Origin of the sequence: Corynebacterium sp. MSK008 (assembly GCF_030232585.1) — a bacterium.
In the GTDB taxonomy this organism is placed as follows: Bacteria; Actinomycetota; Actinomycetes; order Mycobacteriales; family Mycobacteriaceae; genus Corynebacterium.
The window spans coordinates 48,264-65,576 of sequence record NZ_JASPJX010000011.1 but is presented as its reverse complement, the minus strand read 5'-3'; the positions used below and the strand labels follow the sequence as shown (position 1 = coordinate 65,576).

General features: G+C 67.1%; 24 protein-coding genes. 20 read left to right on the top strand and 4 right to left on the bottom strand.

The genetic code is table 11. The annotated features are described in order from the left end of the window. Positions 1–12: 12 nt before the first annotated feature. The 4 genes from QP996_RS09645 (at position 13) to rpsI (ending at position 1,904) form a co-directional block, all read left to right on the top strand. Entirely contained in the window at positions 13–324 is a 312-nt protein-coding gene (locus tag QP996_RS09645; RefSeq protein ID WP_239217657.1) for a WXG100 family type VII secretion target, read from the top strand. A 10-nt stretch (positions 325–334) separates the two neighbouring features. Beyond that, the gene (locus tag QP996_RS09640) at positions 335–619 is read left to right on the top strand and encodes a WXG100 family type VII secretion target (RefSeq protein WP_284872426.1); all 285 of its coding nucleotides are present in this window, start codon (positions 335–337) and stop codon (positions 617–619) included. Positions 620–915: 296 nt separating this feature from the next. Then, positions 916–1,359, top strand: a complete 444-nt coding sequence (gene rplM, locus QP996_RS09635; RefSeq protein WP_034997310.1) for a 50S ribosomal protein L13 — start codon at positions 916–918, stop codon at positions 1,357–1,359. After that, positions 1,359–1,904 carry a 30S ribosomal protein S9 gene (gene rpsI, locus QP996_RS09630; protein WP_034997311.1) on the top strand — a complete coding sequence of 182 codons (546 nt, stop codon included), beginning with the start codon at positions 1,359–1,361 and terminating at the stop codon, positions 1,902–1,904. The genes rplM and rpsI overlap by 1 nt, the downstream gene beginning before the upstream one ends. Positions 1,905–1,964: 60 nt before the next feature. Here the strand turns inward: rpsI and QP996_RS09625 are convergent, their stop codons facing one another. After that, entirely contained in the window at positions 1,965–3,038 is a 1,074-nt protein-coding gene (locus QP996_RS09625; protein WP_284872425.1) for an HNH endonuclease signature motif containing protein, read from the bottom strand. A gap of 155 nt (positions 3,039–3,193) precedes the next feature. Here QP996_RS09625 and glmM point away from each other — a divergent pair, with 155 nt between their 5' ends. From glmM to QP996_RS09605, 4 genes are all read left to right on the top strand, one after another. Continuing rightward, positions 3,194–4,537 (top strand): phosphoglucosamine mutase, encoded by a 1,344-nt coding sequence (gene glmM, locus QP996_RS09620; protein WP_284872424.1) that lies wholly within the window; start codon positions 3,194–3,196, stop codon positions 4,535–4,537. 108 nt (positions 4,538–4,645) lie between these two features. Further along, a complete protein-coding gene (locus tag QP996_RS09615) occupies positions 4,646–4,972 on the top strand; it encodes a hypothetical protein (RefSeq protein ID WP_284872423.1) in 327 nt (108 codons plus the stop codon). Further along, positions 4,972–6,006: a hypothetical protein gene (locus QP996_RS09610; protein ID WP_284872422.1), complete on the top strand. Its 1,035-nt coding sequence runs from the start codon at positions 4,972–4,974 to the stop codon at positions 6,004–6,006. Before QP996_RS09615 ends, QP996_RS09610 begins: the two co-directional genes overlap by 1 nt. A gap of 2 nt (positions 6,007–6,008) precedes the next feature. Continuing rightward, positions 6,009–6,287, top strand: coding sequence for a hypothetical protein (locus tag QP996_RS09605; protein WP_284872421.1), 279 nt, complete (start codon positions 6,009–6,011; stop codon positions 6,285–6,287). Between the two features lie 22 nt (positions 6,288–6,309). On the opposite strand, the gene QP996_RS09600 is transcribed toward QP996_RS09605, so the two are convergent. Next, positions 6,310–7,164 (bottom strand): dienelactone hydrolase family protein, encoded by an 855-nt coding sequence (locus tag QP996_RS09600; RefSeq protein ID WP_284872420.1) that lies wholly within the window; start codon positions 7,162–7,164, stop codon positions 6,310–6,312. A 69-nt stretch (positions 7,165–7,233) separates the two neighbouring features. Between QP996_RS09600 and QP996_RS09595 the strand changes: the two genes are divergently transcribed. From QP996_RS09595 to groL, 10 genes are all read left to right on the top strand, one after another. After that, positions 7,234–7,884, top strand: coding sequence for a GAP family protein (locus QP996_RS09595; protein WP_284872419.1), 651 nt, complete (start codon positions 7,234–7,236; stop codon positions 7,882–7,884). A 7-nt stretch (positions 7,885–7,891) separates the two neighbouring features. Next, a complete protein-coding gene (gene alr / locus QP996_RS09590; RefSeq protein ID WP_284872418.1) occupies positions 7,892–8,959 on the top strand; it encodes an alanine racemase in 1,068 nt (355 codons plus the stop codon). Then, a complete protein-coding gene (gene tsaE, locus QP996_RS09585) occupies positions 8,960–9,427 on the top strand; it encodes a tRNA (adenosine(37)-N6)-threonylcarbamoyltransferase complex ATPase subunit type 1 TsaE (protein ID WP_284872417.1) in 468 nt (155 codons plus the stop codon). 10 nt (positions 9,428–9,437) lie between these two features. Beyond that, complete coding sequence (locus tag QP996_RS09580; protein ID WP_284872416.1) at positions 9,438–9,941, top strand: hypothetical protein; 504 nt, start codon at positions 9,438–9,440, stop codon at positions 9,939–9,941. Next, positions 9,941–10,573, top strand: a complete 633-nt coding sequence (gene tsaB / locus QP996_RS09575) for a tRNA (adenosine(37)-N6)-threonylcarbamoyltransferase complex dimerization subunit type 1 TsaB (RefSeq protein ID WP_284872415.1) — start codon at positions 9,941–9,943, stop codon at positions 10,571–10,573. The genes QP996_RS09580 and tsaB overlap by 1 nt, the downstream gene beginning before the upstream one ends. Then, positions 10,570–11,046, top strand: a complete 477-nt coding sequence (rimI, locus tag QP996_RS09570; protein ID WP_284872414.1) for a ribosomal protein S18-alanine N-acetyltransferase — start codon at positions 10,570–10,572, stop codon at positions 11,044–11,046. Before tsaB ends, rimI begins: the two co-directional genes overlap by 4 nt. Next, positions 11,043–12,092 (top strand): tRNA (adenosine(37)-N6)-threonylcarbamoyltransferase complex transferase subunit TsaD, encoded by a 1,050-nt coding sequence (gene tsaD, locus QP996_RS09565; protein ID WP_284872413.1) that lies wholly within the window; start codon positions 11,043–11,045, stop codon positions 12,090–12,092. The genes rimI and tsaD overlap by 4 nt, the downstream gene beginning before the upstream one ends. 67 nt (positions 12,093–12,159) lie before the next feature. Continuing rightward, positions 12,160–12,609 carry a hypothetical protein gene (locus QP996_RS09560; protein ID WP_284872412.1) on the top strand — a complete coding sequence of 150 codons (450 nt, stop codon included), beginning with the start codon at positions 12,160–12,162 and terminating at the stop codon, positions 12,607–12,609. Between the two features lie 155 nt (positions 12,610–12,764). Then, the gene (gene groES / locus QP996_RS09555) at positions 12,765–13,064 is read left to right on the top strand and encodes a co-chaperone GroES (protein WP_034997874.1); all 300 of its coding nucleotides are present in this window, start codon (positions 12,765–12,767) and stop codon (positions 13,062–13,064) included. A gap of 5 nt (positions 13,065–13,069) precedes the next feature. Then, the gene (gene groL, locus QP996_RS09550; RefSeq protein WP_284872411.1) at positions 13,070–14,677 is read left to right on the top strand and encodes a chaperonin GroEL; all 1,608 of its coding nucleotides are present in this window, start codon (positions 13,070–13,072) and stop codon (positions 14,675–14,677) included. A 69-nt stretch (positions 14,678–14,746) separates the two neighbouring features. Here the strand turns inward: groL and QP996_RS09545 are convergent, their stop codons facing one another. Next, positions 14,747–15,058 (bottom strand): WhiB family transcriptional regulator, encoded by a 312-nt coding sequence (locus tag QP996_RS09545; protein WP_070844984.1) that lies wholly within the window; start codon positions 15,056–15,058, stop codon positions 14,747–14,749. Between the two features lie 277 nt (positions 15,059–15,335). Between QP996_RS09545 and QP996_RS09540 the strand changes: the two genes are divergently transcribed. Both QP996_RS09540 and QP996_RS09535 read left to right on the top strand, forming a co-directional pair. Further along, entirely contained in the window at positions 15,336–15,911 is a 576-nt protein-coding gene (locus QP996_RS09540) for a sigma-70 family RNA polymerase sigma factor (RefSeq protein ID WP_284872410.1), read from the top strand. Further along, positions 15,908–16,837 carry a hypothetical protein gene (locus QP996_RS09535; RefSeq protein WP_284872409.1) on the top strand — a complete coding sequence of 310 codons (930 nt, stop codon included), beginning with the start codon at positions 15,908–15,910 and terminating at the stop codon, positions 16,835–16,837. Before QP996_RS09540 ends, QP996_RS09535 begins: the two co-directional genes overlap by 4 nt. On the opposite strand, the gene QP996_RS09530 is transcribed toward QP996_RS09535, so the two are convergent. Beyond that, the gene (locus tag QP996_RS09530) at positions 16,834–17,205 is read right to left on the bottom strand and encodes a DUF5319 domain-containing protein (protein ID WP_284872408.1); all 372 of its coding nucleotides are present in this window, start codon (positions 17,203–17,205) and stop codon (positions 16,834–16,836) included. The two genes, QP996_RS09535 and QP996_RS09530, sit on opposite strands and share 4 nt — an antisense overlap. Between the last annotated feature and the right edge of the window lie 108 nt (positions 17,206–17,313).

Below are 17,313 nucleotides of genomic sequence, written 5' to 3'. Positions count from 1 at the left end.
GGGGGAGAAAACATGGAGCAGTTCGCAACCGAAGCCGAGGTCATGCGCGCCGCTGCAGACCGCACCGACGACACCAACGCCGACGTCAACCGCGAAATCGACCGCGTGCAGCAAGTCGCCGAAGCCACCCGCGGCTACTGGGTGGGCAACGCACAGCGCAGCTTCGATGAGCTCATGCTGCGCTACGACGACGCTCAAAAGCGACTTTCTGAGGCACTGAGCGCGATCGCCGTGAACATCCGCGACAACGCCAAGAACTACGAAACCACCGACGCCACCAACACCGACAGCCTCCGCCAGATCGCCGGCGGACTCGCACTGTAAAGGGGAAACAATGCAGATCAAGTACGATTTCGCGCAGATCGCCGGCGCCGCAGAGGACATGCGCGCCTCCGCCTCCCGCATCAACGGCGACCTGGCCGAACTCAAGCAGATGCTCCAGCCCATGGCGCAGACCTGGGAAGGCACCGCAGCCGCGGCCTACCAGGCGCACCAGGCCAAGTGGGACCAGGCAGCGCAGGATCTGAACCAGATCCTCAACCAGATCGCCAACACCGTGGAAGACGGCAACACCACCATGCTCGTCGTCAACAACGCAGCCGCGAACAGCTGGGGCTAGAACACAACAAGACTTGCGTCGCAGGCCGTGCAAGGGGCCGTTTTCATCGGGGGACGGGCACGGCTTCACACGGCCCGCGGCGCAACCACTGGGGGACACGGGGGACGTGCCGCCGCAGGTGATGGGGGAATCACCTGCGGCGGCACTTTTTGTTTTCGGGCAGGTGTGCCGTAGGGTGTTATCCCTGTGTGTCCCGCCGGATGCGCTTTTCGGGTCTCCACCGGCCGCCGTGAAGCGCAAAGGGGCAGACGAAGTTTTGGCCGGCAGCCATCTAGACAGACTTTAAGGAGTCATGCATGTCTACTTACCACCCGAAGAGCGGTGACATCACCCGCAAGTGGTACGTCATCGACGCAACCGACGTGGTGCTGGGCAAGCTTGCTTCCACCGTCGCAGACATCCTGCGCGGTAAGCACAAGCCGCAGTACGCACCGAACGTCGACACCGGCGACCACGTCATCGTGATCAACGCCGACAAGATCCACATCTCCTCCAACAAGCGCGAGCGCGAGATGCGTTACCGCCACTCCGGCTACCCGGGTGGTCTGAAGTCCATGACCCTGGGCCGCGCGCTGGACGAGCGTCCGGATCGCGTGATCGAGGAAGCTGTCAAGGGCATGATGCCGCACAACAAGCTTTCCCGTCAGTCCATCAAGAAGCTGCACGTCTTCGTCGGTGCCGAGCACCCGTACGCTGGCCAGCAGCCGGAAACCTACGAGTTTAAGCAGGTGGCACAGTAATGACCGAGCCGAACAACTTCGAAAACACCGCTGAGTCCCTGGGCACCGACGTCGACGCCGCAACCGCCGCGACCGAGGAGTTCAACTACACCATCGGCGACGCCATCGCCCCCGAGGCTGAGGCAACCGAGGAGACCGTTGAGGCCGCTCCGCTGCACGAGGGGCCGATCCAGACCGTTGGCCGCCGTAAGCGCGCCATCGCTCGCGTGACCGTCGTCGAGGGCGAGGGCAAGATCACCGTCAACGGCCGCGAGTTCGAGGACTACTTCCCGAACAAGCTGCACCAGCAGGACATCCTCACCCCGCTGACCCTGCTCGAGCGCGAGGGCCAGTTCGACATCAAGGCCAACATCTCCGGTGGCGGCCCGACCGGCCAGTCCGGTGCTCTGCGCCTGGCCATCGCCCGCGCACTGAACGTCTACAACCCGGCTGAGCGCACCACCCTGAAGAAGGCTGGCCTGCTCACCCGTGACGCCCGTGCCGTGGAGCGCAAGAAGGCAGGTCTGCACAAGGCCCGTCGCGCACCGCAGTACTCCAAGCGTTAATCGCTTTTACGCGTGCGTTGTACGCCGTCGTCCGTTGTTGGGCGGCGGCGTTTTGCGTTGCTAGGTGTTTGGTGGTCCGAAGAGTTGGTCGAGTGCTCCGCGGTCGGTGTTTTTGATGTGGAACCCGCGCGGTGAGACCCACCACGGTGCGCCTCTGATCATGGCGATGCGGCCGCGGGTGTTGCGCCAGGGGTCATCGTCGTTGATCCGGTTGTGATACCGGCACAGCGGCACCAGGTTGTCCATGTTGGTCAGCCCACCGTGTTTCCACGCATCCACATGATGGATCTCCGACCCGTACGCCCCGTGCCTACAGCCTGGGAACGCGCACACGGGTGAGACCATGCAGGCAAGATCGCGTTGTTTCTGGTTGGCAAAACGCTCGGTGTCGTAGAGGTTCACCGCCCCTTCCTCCGGGTGGAAGGCGGCAACCTCCAAGGCTTCGCCGAACTCCTGCTGGAGGTACTCCGCACCCGTCATGATGGTGCCGTCGGTGAGTGTGAGGATGACGTCGTCGCCGTCACCCGCCATGATCCGGGCGTGTTCGGTGATCGGCACCATCACGATCGGGCGTGGTGCTGCTGCGACGACTCCGCCGGTGGTGCCTTCGACGATGCGCCAAAACGCCTCCTCCATCTGCGCCGCAGCCGGCAGGGCCGGGTCGATGCCTTGGCGCAGGCGGTGCTCTAAGTCGGCTGCTTTGCGGTCGGTGGTGTCGATGGTGATGCGCGCCCGCCCGTTCTTCGGTGCCGAGAACGCCACCTGCTTCTTTGTCGGGGCGTTGTCGTCGCGGGGCACGATGTCGCGTGCGGCGCGCTCGATCGCGCGGTACCCGCCAGAAACATCCAGCAGTTCCAGCCGCAGCCGCCACCGCTCGCCAGCGTCTTTCACGCCGCTGATGCGCCGTTCGATCAGTCCGAGCTCGTCGAGTGAGAACGCGTGGGCTTTCTGCGCGGCTTCCGATTGCTTGCGGGTGAATTTCGTTTTCCCGTAGTAGACGTCCTGCATCCGCGCCCACGCGCGTGCCTTATCCGGCGCCATGCCGGCCGCAAGGGCGACAGGCAGGTCGAAGTGCCGCAGTGTCTCCATGGATACTGCGGACATCGCCTGGATGAATGCGTCGAACGGGTTCATGGCCACAGACCCTAAACCCAACGCAACCCCACCCCGGTCCGCCCTGTGGAATTTGCGCCACCACCCCTGTGGATAACTCGCAAAACGCCAGGTTAAATTGCGCGGAAGTTGGGGTGGCGGAGCGATCGTCGATAGGCAAGTGCATAATTGTGCGCATGACTCGATTGTTCGGAACTGACGGTGTCCGCGGCCTGGCTAACGAGGCCCTCACCGCATCGCTTGCCCTCAAGCTCGGCGCCGCGGCTGCGACCGTGCTGACCAAGGACCGCGGCTCGGAGAAGCGCCGCCCGATCGCGCTGATCGGCCGGGACCCGCGCGTCTCCGGCGAGATGCTGGCTGCCGCGATGGCGGCCGGTATGGCGTCGAAAGGCGTGGACGTGCTGCGCGTCGGCGTCATCCCCACCCCGGGACTGGCGTTTCTCACCGACGACTACGGCGCCGACATCGGTGTGATGATCTCTGCGTCCCACAACCCGATGCCGGATAACGGCATCAAGTTCTTCGCCGCCGGCGGCAAGAAGCTGCCGGACGACATCGAAGACGAGATCGAGCGCGCCATGGCCGTGCTGGAGGAAACGGGCCCGACCGGCACCGCCATCGGGCGCGTGATCGAGGAAGCGCCGGATGCCCAGGAGCGCTACCTCGCCCACCTCAAAGAGGCCATCACTGAGCCTCTGAACGGCATCAAGGTCGTGGTGGACTGCGCCAACGGCGCCGCCTCCGAGGTCGCCCCGAAGGCCTACGCGGCCGCTGGCGCCGAGGTCACCGCCATCCACAACACGCCGAACGCCTACAACATCAACGACGGCTCCGGCTCCACCCACATGGACCAGATCCAGGCGGCCGTGGTCGAACACGGTGCGGACCTGGGCCTGGCGCACGACGGCGACGCCGATCGCTGCCTAGCCGTGGATGCGCAGGGCAACGTCGTCGACGGCGACCAGATCATGGCCATCCTCGCCACCGGCATGAAGGAGTCCAACAGCCTGAAGGACAACACGCTCGTCGCCACGGTGATGAGCAACCTGGGCCTGAAGCTGGCCATGGAGCGCGAGGGCATCTCGGTGCGTCAGACGAAGGTGGGAGACCGCTACGTACTCGAAGAGCTGGGCAACGGCGATTTCTCCCTGGGCGGCGAGCAGTCCGGCCACATCGTGGTGCCGGCGCATGCCACGACTGGCGACGGCGTGCTGTCCGGCCTCATGCTCATGGAGCGCATGGCGGAGACCGGCAAGACGCTCGCCGAGCTGGCGGAGGTGATGACGGTGCTGCCGCAGACGCTGATCAACGTGCCGGTGTCCAACAAGGCGCTGATCCTTCAGGACCAGTCCGTCAAGGACGCCATCGCCGAGGCGGAAGCTGAGCTGGGCGATGCCGGCCGCGTGTTGCTGCGCCCGTCTGGCACGGAAGAGCTGTTCCGCGTCATGGTGGAGGCCGCTGAGGAGGAGCAGGCGCGCAAGGTTGCCGGTCGCCTCGCGGCGGTCGTTGCCGCGGTGTAGGTTTATCGGCGGTAAAAGTTTTTTGCCCCGGCAGGGAACCGCCGGGGCGTTGGGGGAGTCTAAGTAAAGGTAAGACAGTTCAACTGCGAGCCTTTCGGGGGTGGGCATATGACACATGTTGGGGCGCTCGACATCGATATTGATGCGGTGCGCACGAAGTACACAGAGGCTATTGACGCGTACCGCGACGCCGCGCGCGAGCTCGACGCTGGGCGGCCGGTGGTTGCCGCGTCGTCGTTCGGCGCGGGGTTTGCGCGGGAGGGTCAGCGCATCGTCGATGCGTTGGAGGCGTTGCATTCCACGTCGCAACGTTTCCTTGCGGCGCGCGAGGAGAATTGGGGGCAGGTGCTGTTGCTTAGCGACGCTACCGTCGCCGCCGACCAGCTCTCCTCCGAGTTTTTGGAGTCGATTTCCGGTGGGGTGGATAACGCATGATGGCTGCGGTGAAAGACGACGTCCAGTCGCTTGTTCGCGCGGTTGATGTCGCGCCGGAGGTGGGGCCGGCGCAGCGTGCGGCAGTCCACTGCCTGGCGGGTGAGCTGCTGGAGCAGGTGGCGCAGACCGAGGGACTGGAGCTTAGCGCGTTCCTTGCCGCGGGCCTGAAGTTGTCTGCGGGCGGGCAGCGCCCGGAAACACCGGCGCGGACGTGCTCGTGCGATGACAGCGCCTGGTTCGACGAGGTGGGTATTCGCGAGCGCGAGCTTTGCGACGAAACACGCGAAACCGAGCATTTCGACCGCGCGAAAGCGGCCGGTGAGTCCATGGGGCAGTGCGGGGAGGCGATCAAAACGATCGTGGACACCGCGGCCTCGGCGGTGCGCGCCTTGCTGGAGCCGGCGCGTCGCATGCTGGATATCGTGCTGAACTGCGGGATTGTGCAGCTGATCCAGCCGGCGGTGGAGATGGTCATTGAGGCGCTTCGCACCGCGCGCGAGACCGCCAGCGACCGCAACTGCGTGATCAAGGAGTGCCTGGGCGAGGTCGCTACGCGCGTCGACGCTGCGGCGACCGAGCAGCCCGCCCCGCCGGTGGAGTTCGGGGAGAAGGGGCATGCGCCTTGCGACGTCAGCACGCGCCCTGCCGCCGCTACCAGCGCCTCCGACGCTTCGGCGCATGCTGGCGCCGGTGTGGGACTGGATCTGAAGCTGGGGTTGACGCTGGAAGCGAACCTGGAGGCGACGCTCGGCATCGACGAGACGGCGCTCGAGGACTGCCCGACGGAGCCCGAGCCAGAGCCGGAACCCGAGCCGGAACCTCCACCACTGCCGCCGCCCGCGCCTGCACGTGCGGATGACGGGGTGATCGCCCCGCCGCCGGAGCTGTCGCAGGTGGAGGAGCCGGCACCGCCGCCGAAGAAGCTGGAGAACCTGGAGACGCAGCCGGCGCAGGCGGGAAGCACCGGCACCGGCACTGCCGCCGGCGGGGCGGGCGTTGATCCGTGGGCAATGAAGAAGTCAGGGGAGTGGTAGCGATGGATTTCGAGCTGTTTGTGGCGCAGTACCAAAAGCGCACGGCGAAGCGCATGGCGGATTTTGAGGCGTTGATGAAGGAAACGCAGCAGAAGATGGAGATGACCGCCAAGCACCACGCGCGGGCCCGCGAGACGATGCCTAGGCAACCGGTGACGGTGCCGCGGGGGGACTACAGCATGCCGCGGCCTCGTCGTAACGCGGCGCAGAAGACGCAAAAGCAGCAGATCCAGGCGGTGCTGCGCGCGATTGGCCCGAACGGCGAAAACCCCGTCGTGTAAGCAACCACGACGGGGAAGGGGGCTAGAACAGGGAGAAGCCGGCGTTGTCGCGCGCCAGGCCGGCGGCCTTGGATAGCTTTTCGCCGGTCAGAGCCTCCACGCCGGAGCCTTCGGCGTCCGGCTCGGAGTAGGAGGCGTAGGCCTTGTCGCCGTCGAGCTGGTGCAGCAGGTAGCCCACGAGCAGGCCGCGGACGGTTTCCTGCAGTCCGCGGTCGGATTTGCCCAGGCCAAGGATGCGCTTGACCAAGGTGTCCTCGGAGAAGGACTGCTGGTCGCCCTTCTTCGGGGCGCGGTAGACCACTTCGCCGGCCCAGTTGTAGGCCAGCTTGGCGGGGTTGCCGGGGTCGAACAGCGAGTCGCCGTCTTCGCCGGGGCCGACGACCATGCCGGGGACGAACAGGTTGCGCGCCGCCTCGACGGCGGACGGCGCGACGTTGGCCGGGTACACCGCCGCCACGGCCTTCGCCTTCGGGTTGTCCACCGCGGCGAGCACGGCCGCGCCGCCGCCCATGCCGTGGCCGACGATGCCGAGCTTGCCGGGTGAGATGGTGATGTTGCCGTTGCCCAGGCGCACGCCGCCGAGGATCTGCATGGCGGTCTCCAGGTCGGCGGCCAGGCCGGTGTGGTCGGGCTTGAAGCCGGTTTCGGTGTCCGGCGCGGCCACGGCGATGCCCCAGCTGGCCAGGTGGCGCAGGGTGTCCTCGTAGGCGGCGACGTCCTTGAGCCAGTCGTGGCCGAACGCCACGCCGGGCAGGTTCTTGCCTTCGGCGGGGGTGTAGACCTTGCCGGGCAGGCCGGTGTAGCCCAGGTCGCCTTCCAGGACGCGGTGGGGGCCACGCTTGGACAGGTCGGAAAGATTCTTCAGCTTCGCAGACACGCGGGCAATCCTACTGCAAACCTGTCTCCGCTAGGGTGAGTCCGACAAACCCCACACACAGGAGGTCGGATGCTCGGTGCTTTGCAGCTGGCGTTCATTGATTCGGTGAATCTGCTCCTCATCGGCGTCATCGTCGCGGTCGGCATCGCCGCAAGGCACAACTACGCCAAGACCACCGCGCTGCTGATCGCGGGCGATTGGTGTGGTGTGGCAGGCCTGGCGCTGATCATGCTGGTGATTTTCGACGGGCTGGGCCCGGTGGTGCAGCGCTTCGTCGAAGGCCCGGTGTTCGGCATTTTGCTCATTGCCACCGGCATCCTCACCGCCGTCCTGGCGCTGCGCGGCGGTGACAACCAGGCGCTGGTGCAGAAGATCATGCGCCCGCTGCACACACCCGGCCCGGCCACGGTGGGAACCGGCGTGGTGCTCGGCCTGATCCAGTCGGCGACGTCGATGCCGTTTTACGGCGGACTCGCGCTGCTGTCGGCGGCCGGCCTCGACGCGCAGGTGCGCTACGCCGCGATCCCGCTCTACGCCACGGTGGCGCTGTCGCTGCCCACACTCGCCGCGTTGGCCGTGGGCTGGGTGCGCGCGAAGCCGGAAAGCGCCGCCGCGCGCGGCTTCGATTGGGCGCGCGCCCACCCCGACCAGGTCACGGCCGCGGCGACGTGGTCGGTGGCGGTGCTGCTCATCGTTTTGGGCGTGACCCACATGGTGTAATAGGCCCGTGCTGACAACAACGATCGATCTGGACGCTATCGCGCACAACACCCGCCGCCTGCGCGAGCAGACGTCGGCGGAGCTGATGTGCGTGGTTAAGGCGGACGCCTACAACCACGGCGTCGAGCGCTGCGTGCCGGTGATGGAGGCCAACGGCGCGGACGCGTTTGGCGTGGCCACCTTTGCGGAGGCGCGCCGGGTGCGCGAGCTCACCACTAAGCCGGTGCTGGCGTGGCTGTGGGATCCGCACGAGGAGCTCCCGGCTGGCGTCGATGTGGGGGTCCCGTCGTTCACGCATTTGCATTCGCTTATCGACGCACCAATGGCGCCCACCGTCTACCTCAAAGTGGATACGGGGATGCACCGCTCCGGCATCGACGAGGTCCGCTGGCAGGAGGCCTTCGAGCTCGCCCTGGACGCGCAGCGCAAAGGCAAGCTCACGGTCGCGGGGCTGATGACACACCTGAGCTGCGCCGACGACCCGGCCGACCCGTACACCGACCAGCAAGCCGCCGCGTTTCGCCGCGCGATCGCCCAGGCCCGCCAGGTGGGCCTTGAGCTGCCGCGTAACCACGCGGCGAACTCGCCGGCGACGTGGACCCGACCGGACCTGCACTTCGACATGGTGCGCCCGGGCGTGAGCCTGTACGGCCTGGAGCCGGTCGACGGCCTCGACCACGGACTCAAACCGGCGATGGCCTGGTCGGCGCCGGTGGTGACGGTCAAGCCGATGCGCACAGGCGAGGCCACCAGCTACGCGCGCACCTGGCAGGCGCCGGCGGACGGGTTCACCGCCGTCATCCCCGCGGGCTACGCGGACGGGCTGCAGCGCTTATGGCAGGGTGCGGTGGAGGTCGACATCGCGGGACGGGCCTACCCGCAGGTGGGCCGGGTGTCCATGGACCAGATCGTGGTTTGGTTGGGCGACAACGACGCAGGCGTGGCCGCGGGCGATGAGGCCGTCATCTTCGGCGACGCCACAGCGCTGGCGAAGCGCGCCGGCACCATTAACTATGAGGTGGTCTGCGCCCCGCGCGGGCGCACCACCCGCACCTACATCGGGGAGGGCAAGTAGATGAAGTCCACGTTTCCGTCGCAGGGCGAGCAGCTGTGCGAAGGCGCCCAAGATACGCAAAAGCTCGGCGAGGAGCTGGGCCAGGCGCTCGAGGCGGGCGACCTTGTGGTGCTCGACGGCCCGCTCGGCGCGGGCAAAACCACCTTCACGCAGGGCATCGCGAGGGGCATGGGGGTCAAGGGCAGGGTGACAAGCCCGACGTTCGTGATTGCGCGGGAGCATTCGTCGATAGGCAACGGCCCCTCGCTCGTGCATGTGGACGCCTACCGGCTCGGCGACGACCCGCTGGGCGAGCTCGACGCCCTCGACCTGGACAGCGCTCTCGAAGATGCCGTGGTGGTAGCCGAGTGGGGCGGCGGGCTGGTGGAGCAGCTCGCGCAGCGCTACGTGCACGTCACGCTGGATCGGCGCACGCACGCTGAGACGGAAGCGCGCATCATCTCCTGGCGTGTCGAAGACGGGATGTAGGCTTACACGCATGCTCAACCTCACTAGCCAGTCCCGCCGCTGGGTCGTGCTCGCCGCTGTGCTGTGGCTCGTGCTCCTGGCCGGGATCATCTTCATCCCGCAGTCCCGGTCCAACGAGCTCGCACAGGTCGAGCCGACGAACTCCCTGTCGCGCTCGCTGCAGCAGACCCGCCCGGGCGGTGACGCCGTGGCCGCGCAGCTGGTGGACCCGGCGCGCATCTATGACTCGGAGCGCTACCTCGGCTACACCACCTTGTGCCCGGGCGAGCCGCAGGAGCTGGTGGACGCGAAGCTCGAGGCCTTCGGCATCAGCGCCGGGGACCTGGACCTCGGCGGCGACCTGGGCTACGTGCTGCTCATCCCGGGCGCGGAGGGTGAGGCCCCCATGGTCGACGCCGTGGAGCTGAACAAGGTGGACATCTGCACCGTCCCGCAGTCCGAGTCCTTCCCGCTGAACACGGCGATGCCGTTCCACATGAACCAGGGCCGCTGGACCCTCGGGTTGGGCCAGTAATGCTCGTCCTTGCCCTGGACACCGCCACGACTGACCTGGTCGCAGGCATCGTGGACGGGGACCGTGTGCTCGCGGAGACGGCCGTTGACACCCGCGCGCACAACGAGGCGCTCATGCCGGAGATCACCCGCCTGTTGGGTCAGGCGGGCGTCGAGTTCGCGGATCTGGGCGCGATTGTGGTCGGGTGCGGCCCGGGGCCGTTTACCGGCCTGCGCGTGGGCATGTCCACGGCGTCGGCGCTGGGGCAGGCGCTTTCCATTCCGGTGCATGGGGTGTGCACGCACGACGCGGTTGCCGCGTCGCTCGGCGGGGAGGCGCTGGTGGTCACCGACGCGCGCCGCCGCGAGGTGTACTGGGCGCGCTACTCCAGCGGCAAGCGCGTCGCGGGGCCGGACGTGTGCAAGCCGGCGGATCTTTCCTCGCCCGCGGTGGACGTGGTGAGTGTGCCGTCGTCGCTAGTGGAGCTTTTGCCTATCGACGCCCAAAGGGTGACCTACCAACCCCCAACACCTGCCGGCCTCGTTGCAGCCGCCGACCTGGACGCGCAGCCGGAGCCGCTGGTGCCGCTGTACCTGCGCCGTCCCGACGCGGTGCCGCCGAAGCAGGCCCCGAAGTCCCCGGCGCTGCCATGAGCGTCGCCTTCCGCGAGCTGACCGTCGCGGACGCCTCGGCGGCCGCGGCGATCGAGGCGGTGCTCTTCGCCGGCGACAGCCCGTGGTCCGAGGCTGCGTACCGCTCCGAGATCGGCGCGCGCCACACCTTCTACCTGGGCGCCTTCGACGGCGAGGAGCTGGTCGGGTTTGCGGGCCTGGCCATGCTCGGGCCGAAAGACGACCCGGAGTTTGAGATTCACACCATCGGCGTCGACCCCTCCCGGCAGGGCGACGGCTTCGGCCGGGCGCTGATGGACCAGATGATGCACACCGTGGACCTGTTGGACGGGCCGTGCTTTTTGGAGGTGCGGGTGGACAACACGCCCGCGATCCGGCTGTACGAAAGCTTCGGGTTTTTCACCGCGGGCGTGCGCAAGAACTACTATCAGGCCTCCGGCATGGACGCGTACACCATGACGCGGCCGAGAAAGAGCGAAAGGCGAGACCAATGATTGTGCTGGGCATCGAGTCCTCGTGCGACGAAACCGGCGTGGGCATTGTTGAGTTGCACGACGACGGCACGATGGACATCCTCGCCGACGTGGTCGCCTCCTCGATGGAGCAGCACGCCCGCTTCGGCGGGGTCGTGCCGGAGATTGCCTCGCGCGCTCACCTGGAGGCGATGCCCCAGGTGATGGAGAAGGCGTTGGCGGAGGCTGGCACCGACAAACCGGACGCGGTGGCCGCCACCGTCGGCCCGGGCCTGGCCGGCGCGTTGCTGGTCGGCGCGTCCGCGGCCAAGGCGTACGCCGCGGCGTGGGGCGTGCCGTTTTACGGCGTGAACCACTTGGGCGGCCACGTTGCGGTGGCCAACCTGGACGGCGAGCCGCTGCCGCACGCGGTCGCGCTGCTGGTCTCCGGCGGGCACACGCAGCTGCTCGAGGTCGAGGCTGTGGGCAAGCCGATGCGGGAGCTGGGCACCACGCTCGACGACGCCGCCGGCGAGGCCTACGACAAAGTCGCCCGACTGCTGGGCTTGGGCTACCCCGGCGGGCCGGTGGTGGACAAGCTCGCGGCCGAAGGCGACCCGGAGGCGGTGAAGTTCCCGCGGGCGTTGTCGCGCGCCGAGGACCTGCGCGGCGAGCACCGCTACAACTTCTCCTTCTCGGGCCTGAAGACCGCGGTGGCCCGCCACGTCGAGGCCGCCGAGCGCGACGGGCGCGTGATCTCGTTGGAGGACGTCTGCGCGTCCTTCCAAGAAGCGGTGTGCGACGTGCTCACCGCGAAAGCCGTGATGGCCTGCGAGGACACCGGCGCGCGCACGCTGCTGCTCGGCGGCGGTGTGGCAGCCAATCGCAGGCTGCGGGAACTGGCGCAGCAGCGCTGCGAGGCCGCCGGTATTGAGCTGCGGGTGCCGCGGTTCAACCTGTGCACGGACAACGGGGTGATGATCGCGGCACTGGCTGCCCAGCTCATCCACGAAGGCGCCGCACCGTCCGGGCTGGGCGTGGGCACGGACACGTCGCTGGAGGTCGAGGTCCCGCTCGTAAACTCTTAACCAGCGCGAGGTGCTGGATGCGGATAGGCTTGGGCCCTGCATGTTCGTTGCGACGAAAGGAATCCCCGTGACCGAGCAGTTCAACCAGGACCAGGCCGACCGCGAACGTTTCGGGTTCCTGGTCAACCCGGATCTGACCTACCGCCGCATCGTCTTCGACGAGGACACGGTGCGAGAGATTCTCGGCGGCGTGACCGAGAAGTTCGACGATGTCGCCTTCGACCAGGACGGCAACCGTTTCCACGCGATCTTCCGCCCGGACGCGGCCCAGCTGGGCCAGGAGCCGAACCCGGTGGCGTCGCTGGCGCGCAACACCGCGGAGACGGACAACCCGGAGTTCCTCACCGACCCGACCCGCGCGGTGTGCGGCCCGGTGATCTTCACCGCCGCCGACGGCGGCAGCGTCAATGAGGACACCATCGCGGAAGTGCTTCAGGCGATCCGCGCGGTGGAGAACTATCGCGACGACAACGCCGAGGAGTTCGATCTGTGGCGAAACGCGGTGCTCAACCGCTAGACCGCACCGCTGCACGGCCTGTGGTTGTTGGCTGGCACTCTCGGGGGTAGAGTGCCAAAGCAGGTTGTGTGAAGCACAGTTGTTCACCCGCGACGACGGCTGCGCCTCTTCAGACCTGAACTGTTGAATCATTCACCAATGAAAGGTTGCTGATCATGGCAAACGTCAACATCAAGCCGCTGGAGGACAAGGTCCTCGTCCAGATCGCTGAGGCTGAGACCACCACCGCGTCCGGCCTGGTTATCCCGGATTCCGCCGCGGAGAAGCCGCAGGAAGCCGTCGTCATCGCTGTCGGCCCGGGCCGCCTGGATGACAACGGCAACCGCGTCGCCGTGGACGTCAAGGAGGGCGACACCGTCATCTTCTCCAAGTACGGCGGCACCGAGCTGAAGTACGGCGGCGAGGAGTTCCTGCTGCTGTCCGCTCGTGACCTGCTGGCCGTCGTCGAGAAGTAAGCGCCATGGCAAAACTCATCGCATTTGATCAGGAGGCCCGCGAGGGCATCCAGCGCGGCGTGGACACGCTCGCCGACGCGGTGAAGGTCACCCTCGGCCCCCGCGGCCGCAACGTCGTGCTGTCCAAGTCCTGGGGTGGCCCGGCCGTCACTAACGACGGCGTGACCATTGCCCGCGATATCGACCTCGAGGACCCGTTTGAAAACCTCGGCGCGCAACTGGTGAAGTCCGTCGCAGTCAAGACGAACGACATCGCCGGCGACGGCACCACCACCGCAACGCTTTTGGCCCAGGCGCTCGTCGCCGAGGGCCTGCGCAACGTCGCGGCTGGCGCGAACCCGATCGAGCTGAACAAGGGCATCAAGGCCGCCTCCGAGAAGGTTGTCGAGGAGCTCAAGGCTCGCGCGACCGAGGTGCAGTCCTCCGCCGAGATCGCGAACGTGGCCACCGTGTCCTCGCGCGACCCGGAGGTCGGCGAGATGGTCGCCGGCGCCATGGACAAGGTGGGCAAGGACGGTGTGCTCACCGTCGAGGAGTCCCAGTCCATCGAGTCCTACGTGGATCTCACTGAGGGCATCTCCTTTGACAAGGGTTTCCTCTCGCCGTACTTCATGACGGATCCGGATGCCGGCCAGGCCGTGCTCGAGGACGCCCGCGTGCTGCTGGTGCGTGGCAAGATTTCCTCCCTGCCGGACTTCCTGCCGCTTCTGGAGCAGGCCGCCTCCGAGTCCGTGCCGCTGTTCGTGGTGGCAGAGGACATCGAGGGTGAAGCGCTGCAGGCGCTGGTAGTGAACTCCATCCGCAAGATCCTCAAGGTCGTCGCCGTGAAATCGCCGTACTTCGGCGAGCGCCGCAAGGCGTTTATGGACGACCTCGCGGTGGTCACCGCCGCGACCGTGATCGACCCGGAGGTCGGCGTCAACCTCAAGGACGCCACCCTGGAGCACCTCGGCTCCGCCCGCCGCGTGACGGTGACCAAGGACGACACCGTCATCGTCGACGGTGCCGGCGCCGCCGAGGCCGTGGAGGACCGCCGCAACCAGATCCGCCGCGAGATCGAAACCACCGACTCGACCTGGGACAAGGAGAAGGCCGAAGAGCGCCTAGCCAAGCTGTCCGGCGGTGTGGCCGTGCTGCGCGTCGGCGCCGCCACCGAGACCGAGCAAAACGAGCGTAAGCTGCGCGTCGAGGACGCCATCAACGCCGCCCGCGCGGCGGCGGAAGAGGGCATCATCGCCGGCGGCGGCTCCGCGCTGGTGCAGATTGCCAAGCAGCTCGAGACCTTCGCCGAGGGCTTCGAGGGCGAGCAGAAGACCGGCGTGCTGGCCGTGGCCCGCGCGCTGTCCAAGCCGGCGTTCTGGATCGCCGACAACGCGGGCCTCGACGGCGCCGTTGTGGTGTCCAAGATCGCCGAAATGCCGAACGGCGAGGGCTTCAACGCCGCGACGCTCGAGTACGGCAACCTCATCGAACAGGGCATCATCGACCCGGTGAAGGTCACCCACAACGCGGTGGTCAACGCCGCGTCTGTGGCCCGGATGGTGCTCACCACGGAAGCGTCTGTGGTGACCAAGCCCGCTGAGGAAGACGAGCACGAAGGCCACGTGCACTAGACGCGCATTGCCGAAGGTTCGTCGATAAGCAAAAACGCCCCGAAACCGGGGCGTTTTTCGTGTGCCGTGCTACTTGGCGGACGCGGCGGCGACCTTCATGCCGCCGGCGGTGCCGCGCAGGATGGCGGAGCGCTCGGATTCGCTCAGGCCGCCCCAGATGCCGTACGGCTCAGCGACGCGCAGCGCGTGCTCGCGGCACTGGGTAAGTACCGGGCACTCGAAGCAGATGGCCTTGGCGCGGTTTTCGCGCTGCGTGCGCGCCCGGCCGCGCTCCCCGTCGGGGTGGTAGAAGATTTCGGAGGCTTCCCCCCGGCACTTGCTGTGTAGCTGCCAATCCCAGAAGTCTGCGTTGGGTCCGGGAAGCTGGTGCGGCAAAGACATAATCGGGAGTGCTCCTTTGTGGAAGTACCTCAAACGTGTAACCGGCAACGAGTGTGGACTGCTCTGGTTAACGTTTGGTGTCGTCCCGGTTACAGCCTGCTGTCGCGCAATCGAACCGCGCGAAAATACCCCAGTCTTACTGCGCCAACGCCCCTGGTTACAGGCAGGTGAATTCCTGGCAAAAGGTCGGTAGCGCAAACAAAGTGGCAACTGCGTTTATGATGAACGGGTTACGCGAAAACTTGGGCAGACTCACAGACGTTGGGAGGAGATGCGCGTGGCTGCAGGCGATGAAGACGCAGAGCTGGCGAGCTTGGTGCCCGCTGCTGCGCAGGGCGACAGGCGGGCGCTGCAGCGCATCATCGCCATCATCCACCCGCGCGTGCTGCGCTACGCCAGGGCGCGCATCGGGGGAGGGCGGATGCCTACCCCCGAGGATGTGGCCCAGGAGATCTGCCTGGCGGTGGCGACGAGCATCGACCGCTACAACGATACCGGTCGGCCGTTTATGGCGTTCGTGTACGGCATCGCGTTTAACAAGGTCGCAGACGCGCACCGCTCCATGGCGCGCGACAAGCTTAGCCCGGTGGAGGAGGTCCCCGACACCGAAGTGGCGACAATCACCCCCGAGGACGCGGCGATGGTGTCGGCGGGGAGTAACGCTGCGAGGGCTTTGCTCGATTCATTAAATGAGAAGGCCCGCGACATCGTAATTCTGCGAGTGTTTGTGGGTCTGTCCGCGGAGGAGACGGCTGAAGTCATGGGCAGCACACCGGGTGCGGTGCGTGTTGCACAGCACCGTGCGCTGTCCAAACTGCGGAAGCAACTGGACGGAGGGCAAGCGGAGTTATGACACGGCAGGACGATCATTTTGAGGAGTTCGCGCACAGCGATGCGTTCTTTGAGGCGCTCATGCTTGGCGACGATCCTTCGGCGGGCAACGACCCCCTCGCCGCCGCCCTGCTGGAGCTGAAGGCCGATGTCGACCGCCCGATGCCGCCGGCGCCGCAGCTGTTCGTGGAAGATTCCCAGCCCGCTGGCGACGTCGCCTCGTTGGACGAGAAGCGCGCTGAGAAGGCGAAGCGCCGCGTCAGCCCGTGGCTGTCCGGCTTGATCGGTGCGGCCGCGGCGACTGTGGTGTGCGTCGGCACCGGTGCCGCCCTGTTCGACAGCGGCGCTGCGGACGAGGACACCACCGTGGTGGAGCTTGCCACGACCCTCGACGAGCTTGAGATGGCCAGCGAAAGCGGCGATGCCGCTGCTGCCCGCGACCTGCTGGAGCAGGCCCGCGGCCTGGTGGCGACTATGCAGGAGCGCGAGCGGCGCGTGGCTAGGGACGGCGCGTCCGCCACGGTGACCGAAACGGTCACGGAGGCGACCACGGTGCCGGCAAAGGAGGCCGGCACCGAGCAGCCCGCTCCGGAGCAGGCCCCGGCAGTCCCGGCGCCGCCGGCGCAGCAGCCGACACAGGCGCAGCAGGATCCGGCGCAGCGCGGCCCGGGTCAGCCCCCGCAGGCCACCCAGCCGACGCAGGCGAACCCGTCGGCACCGTCGAGCCCGCGGCCGAGCGCGACCGCGAGCAACACTGCGCCGTCCCAGGGTCAGGGCACGACCGGCGAAACACCGACGGCGGGCACCGGTGCGGAGCAGGAGCACCCGTCGCTGCGTGTCAACGACCCGGCGACGATGGTGAACCCGCCAGCTGAGGGTGGCGTCGGCGTCTCCGGCGGCGCAAACAGCGGTCCGATCGTCCACCCGCCGGTGGGCAGCAGCTCCTAGCGGCCTTCTAAACCGTCGAGGTAGCCCATGGCGTAGTCCCAGGGCACGTACGCCTCGACGTTCGGGTTCGCGCTGGGTTCGTGCACCGGGGGCAGCTGGTTGTTCAGCGAGGCGATCATGTTTTGCTCCATGATCTCCCAGTCGTAGTAGTGGACCTGGTCGCAGTCCTCGCAGAGGAACGACACCCCGAGAATGCCGCGGGGTTTGAGCATGCGCTTCGCGTCACGCACGTGCGAGAGATCCTGGATCACTGCGACGCGTTCTGCGGGCGACAGCGGCTCGGCGTGCTCATCGTCCTCGATGAAGGATGCCGGGTCGTTGGGGTCGTCCGCGAACGGGTCCAGTGGCATCATGTCGTCGTAGTTCACCCGTCTTACCCTATACGGTGTGGCAAACCGGTTCGATTCCCTGCGCTATTCAGCGCTGAACTGGGTGGCACGGTCAGTGTTTGCGCCGCGTTATATCATGGCGAAAAA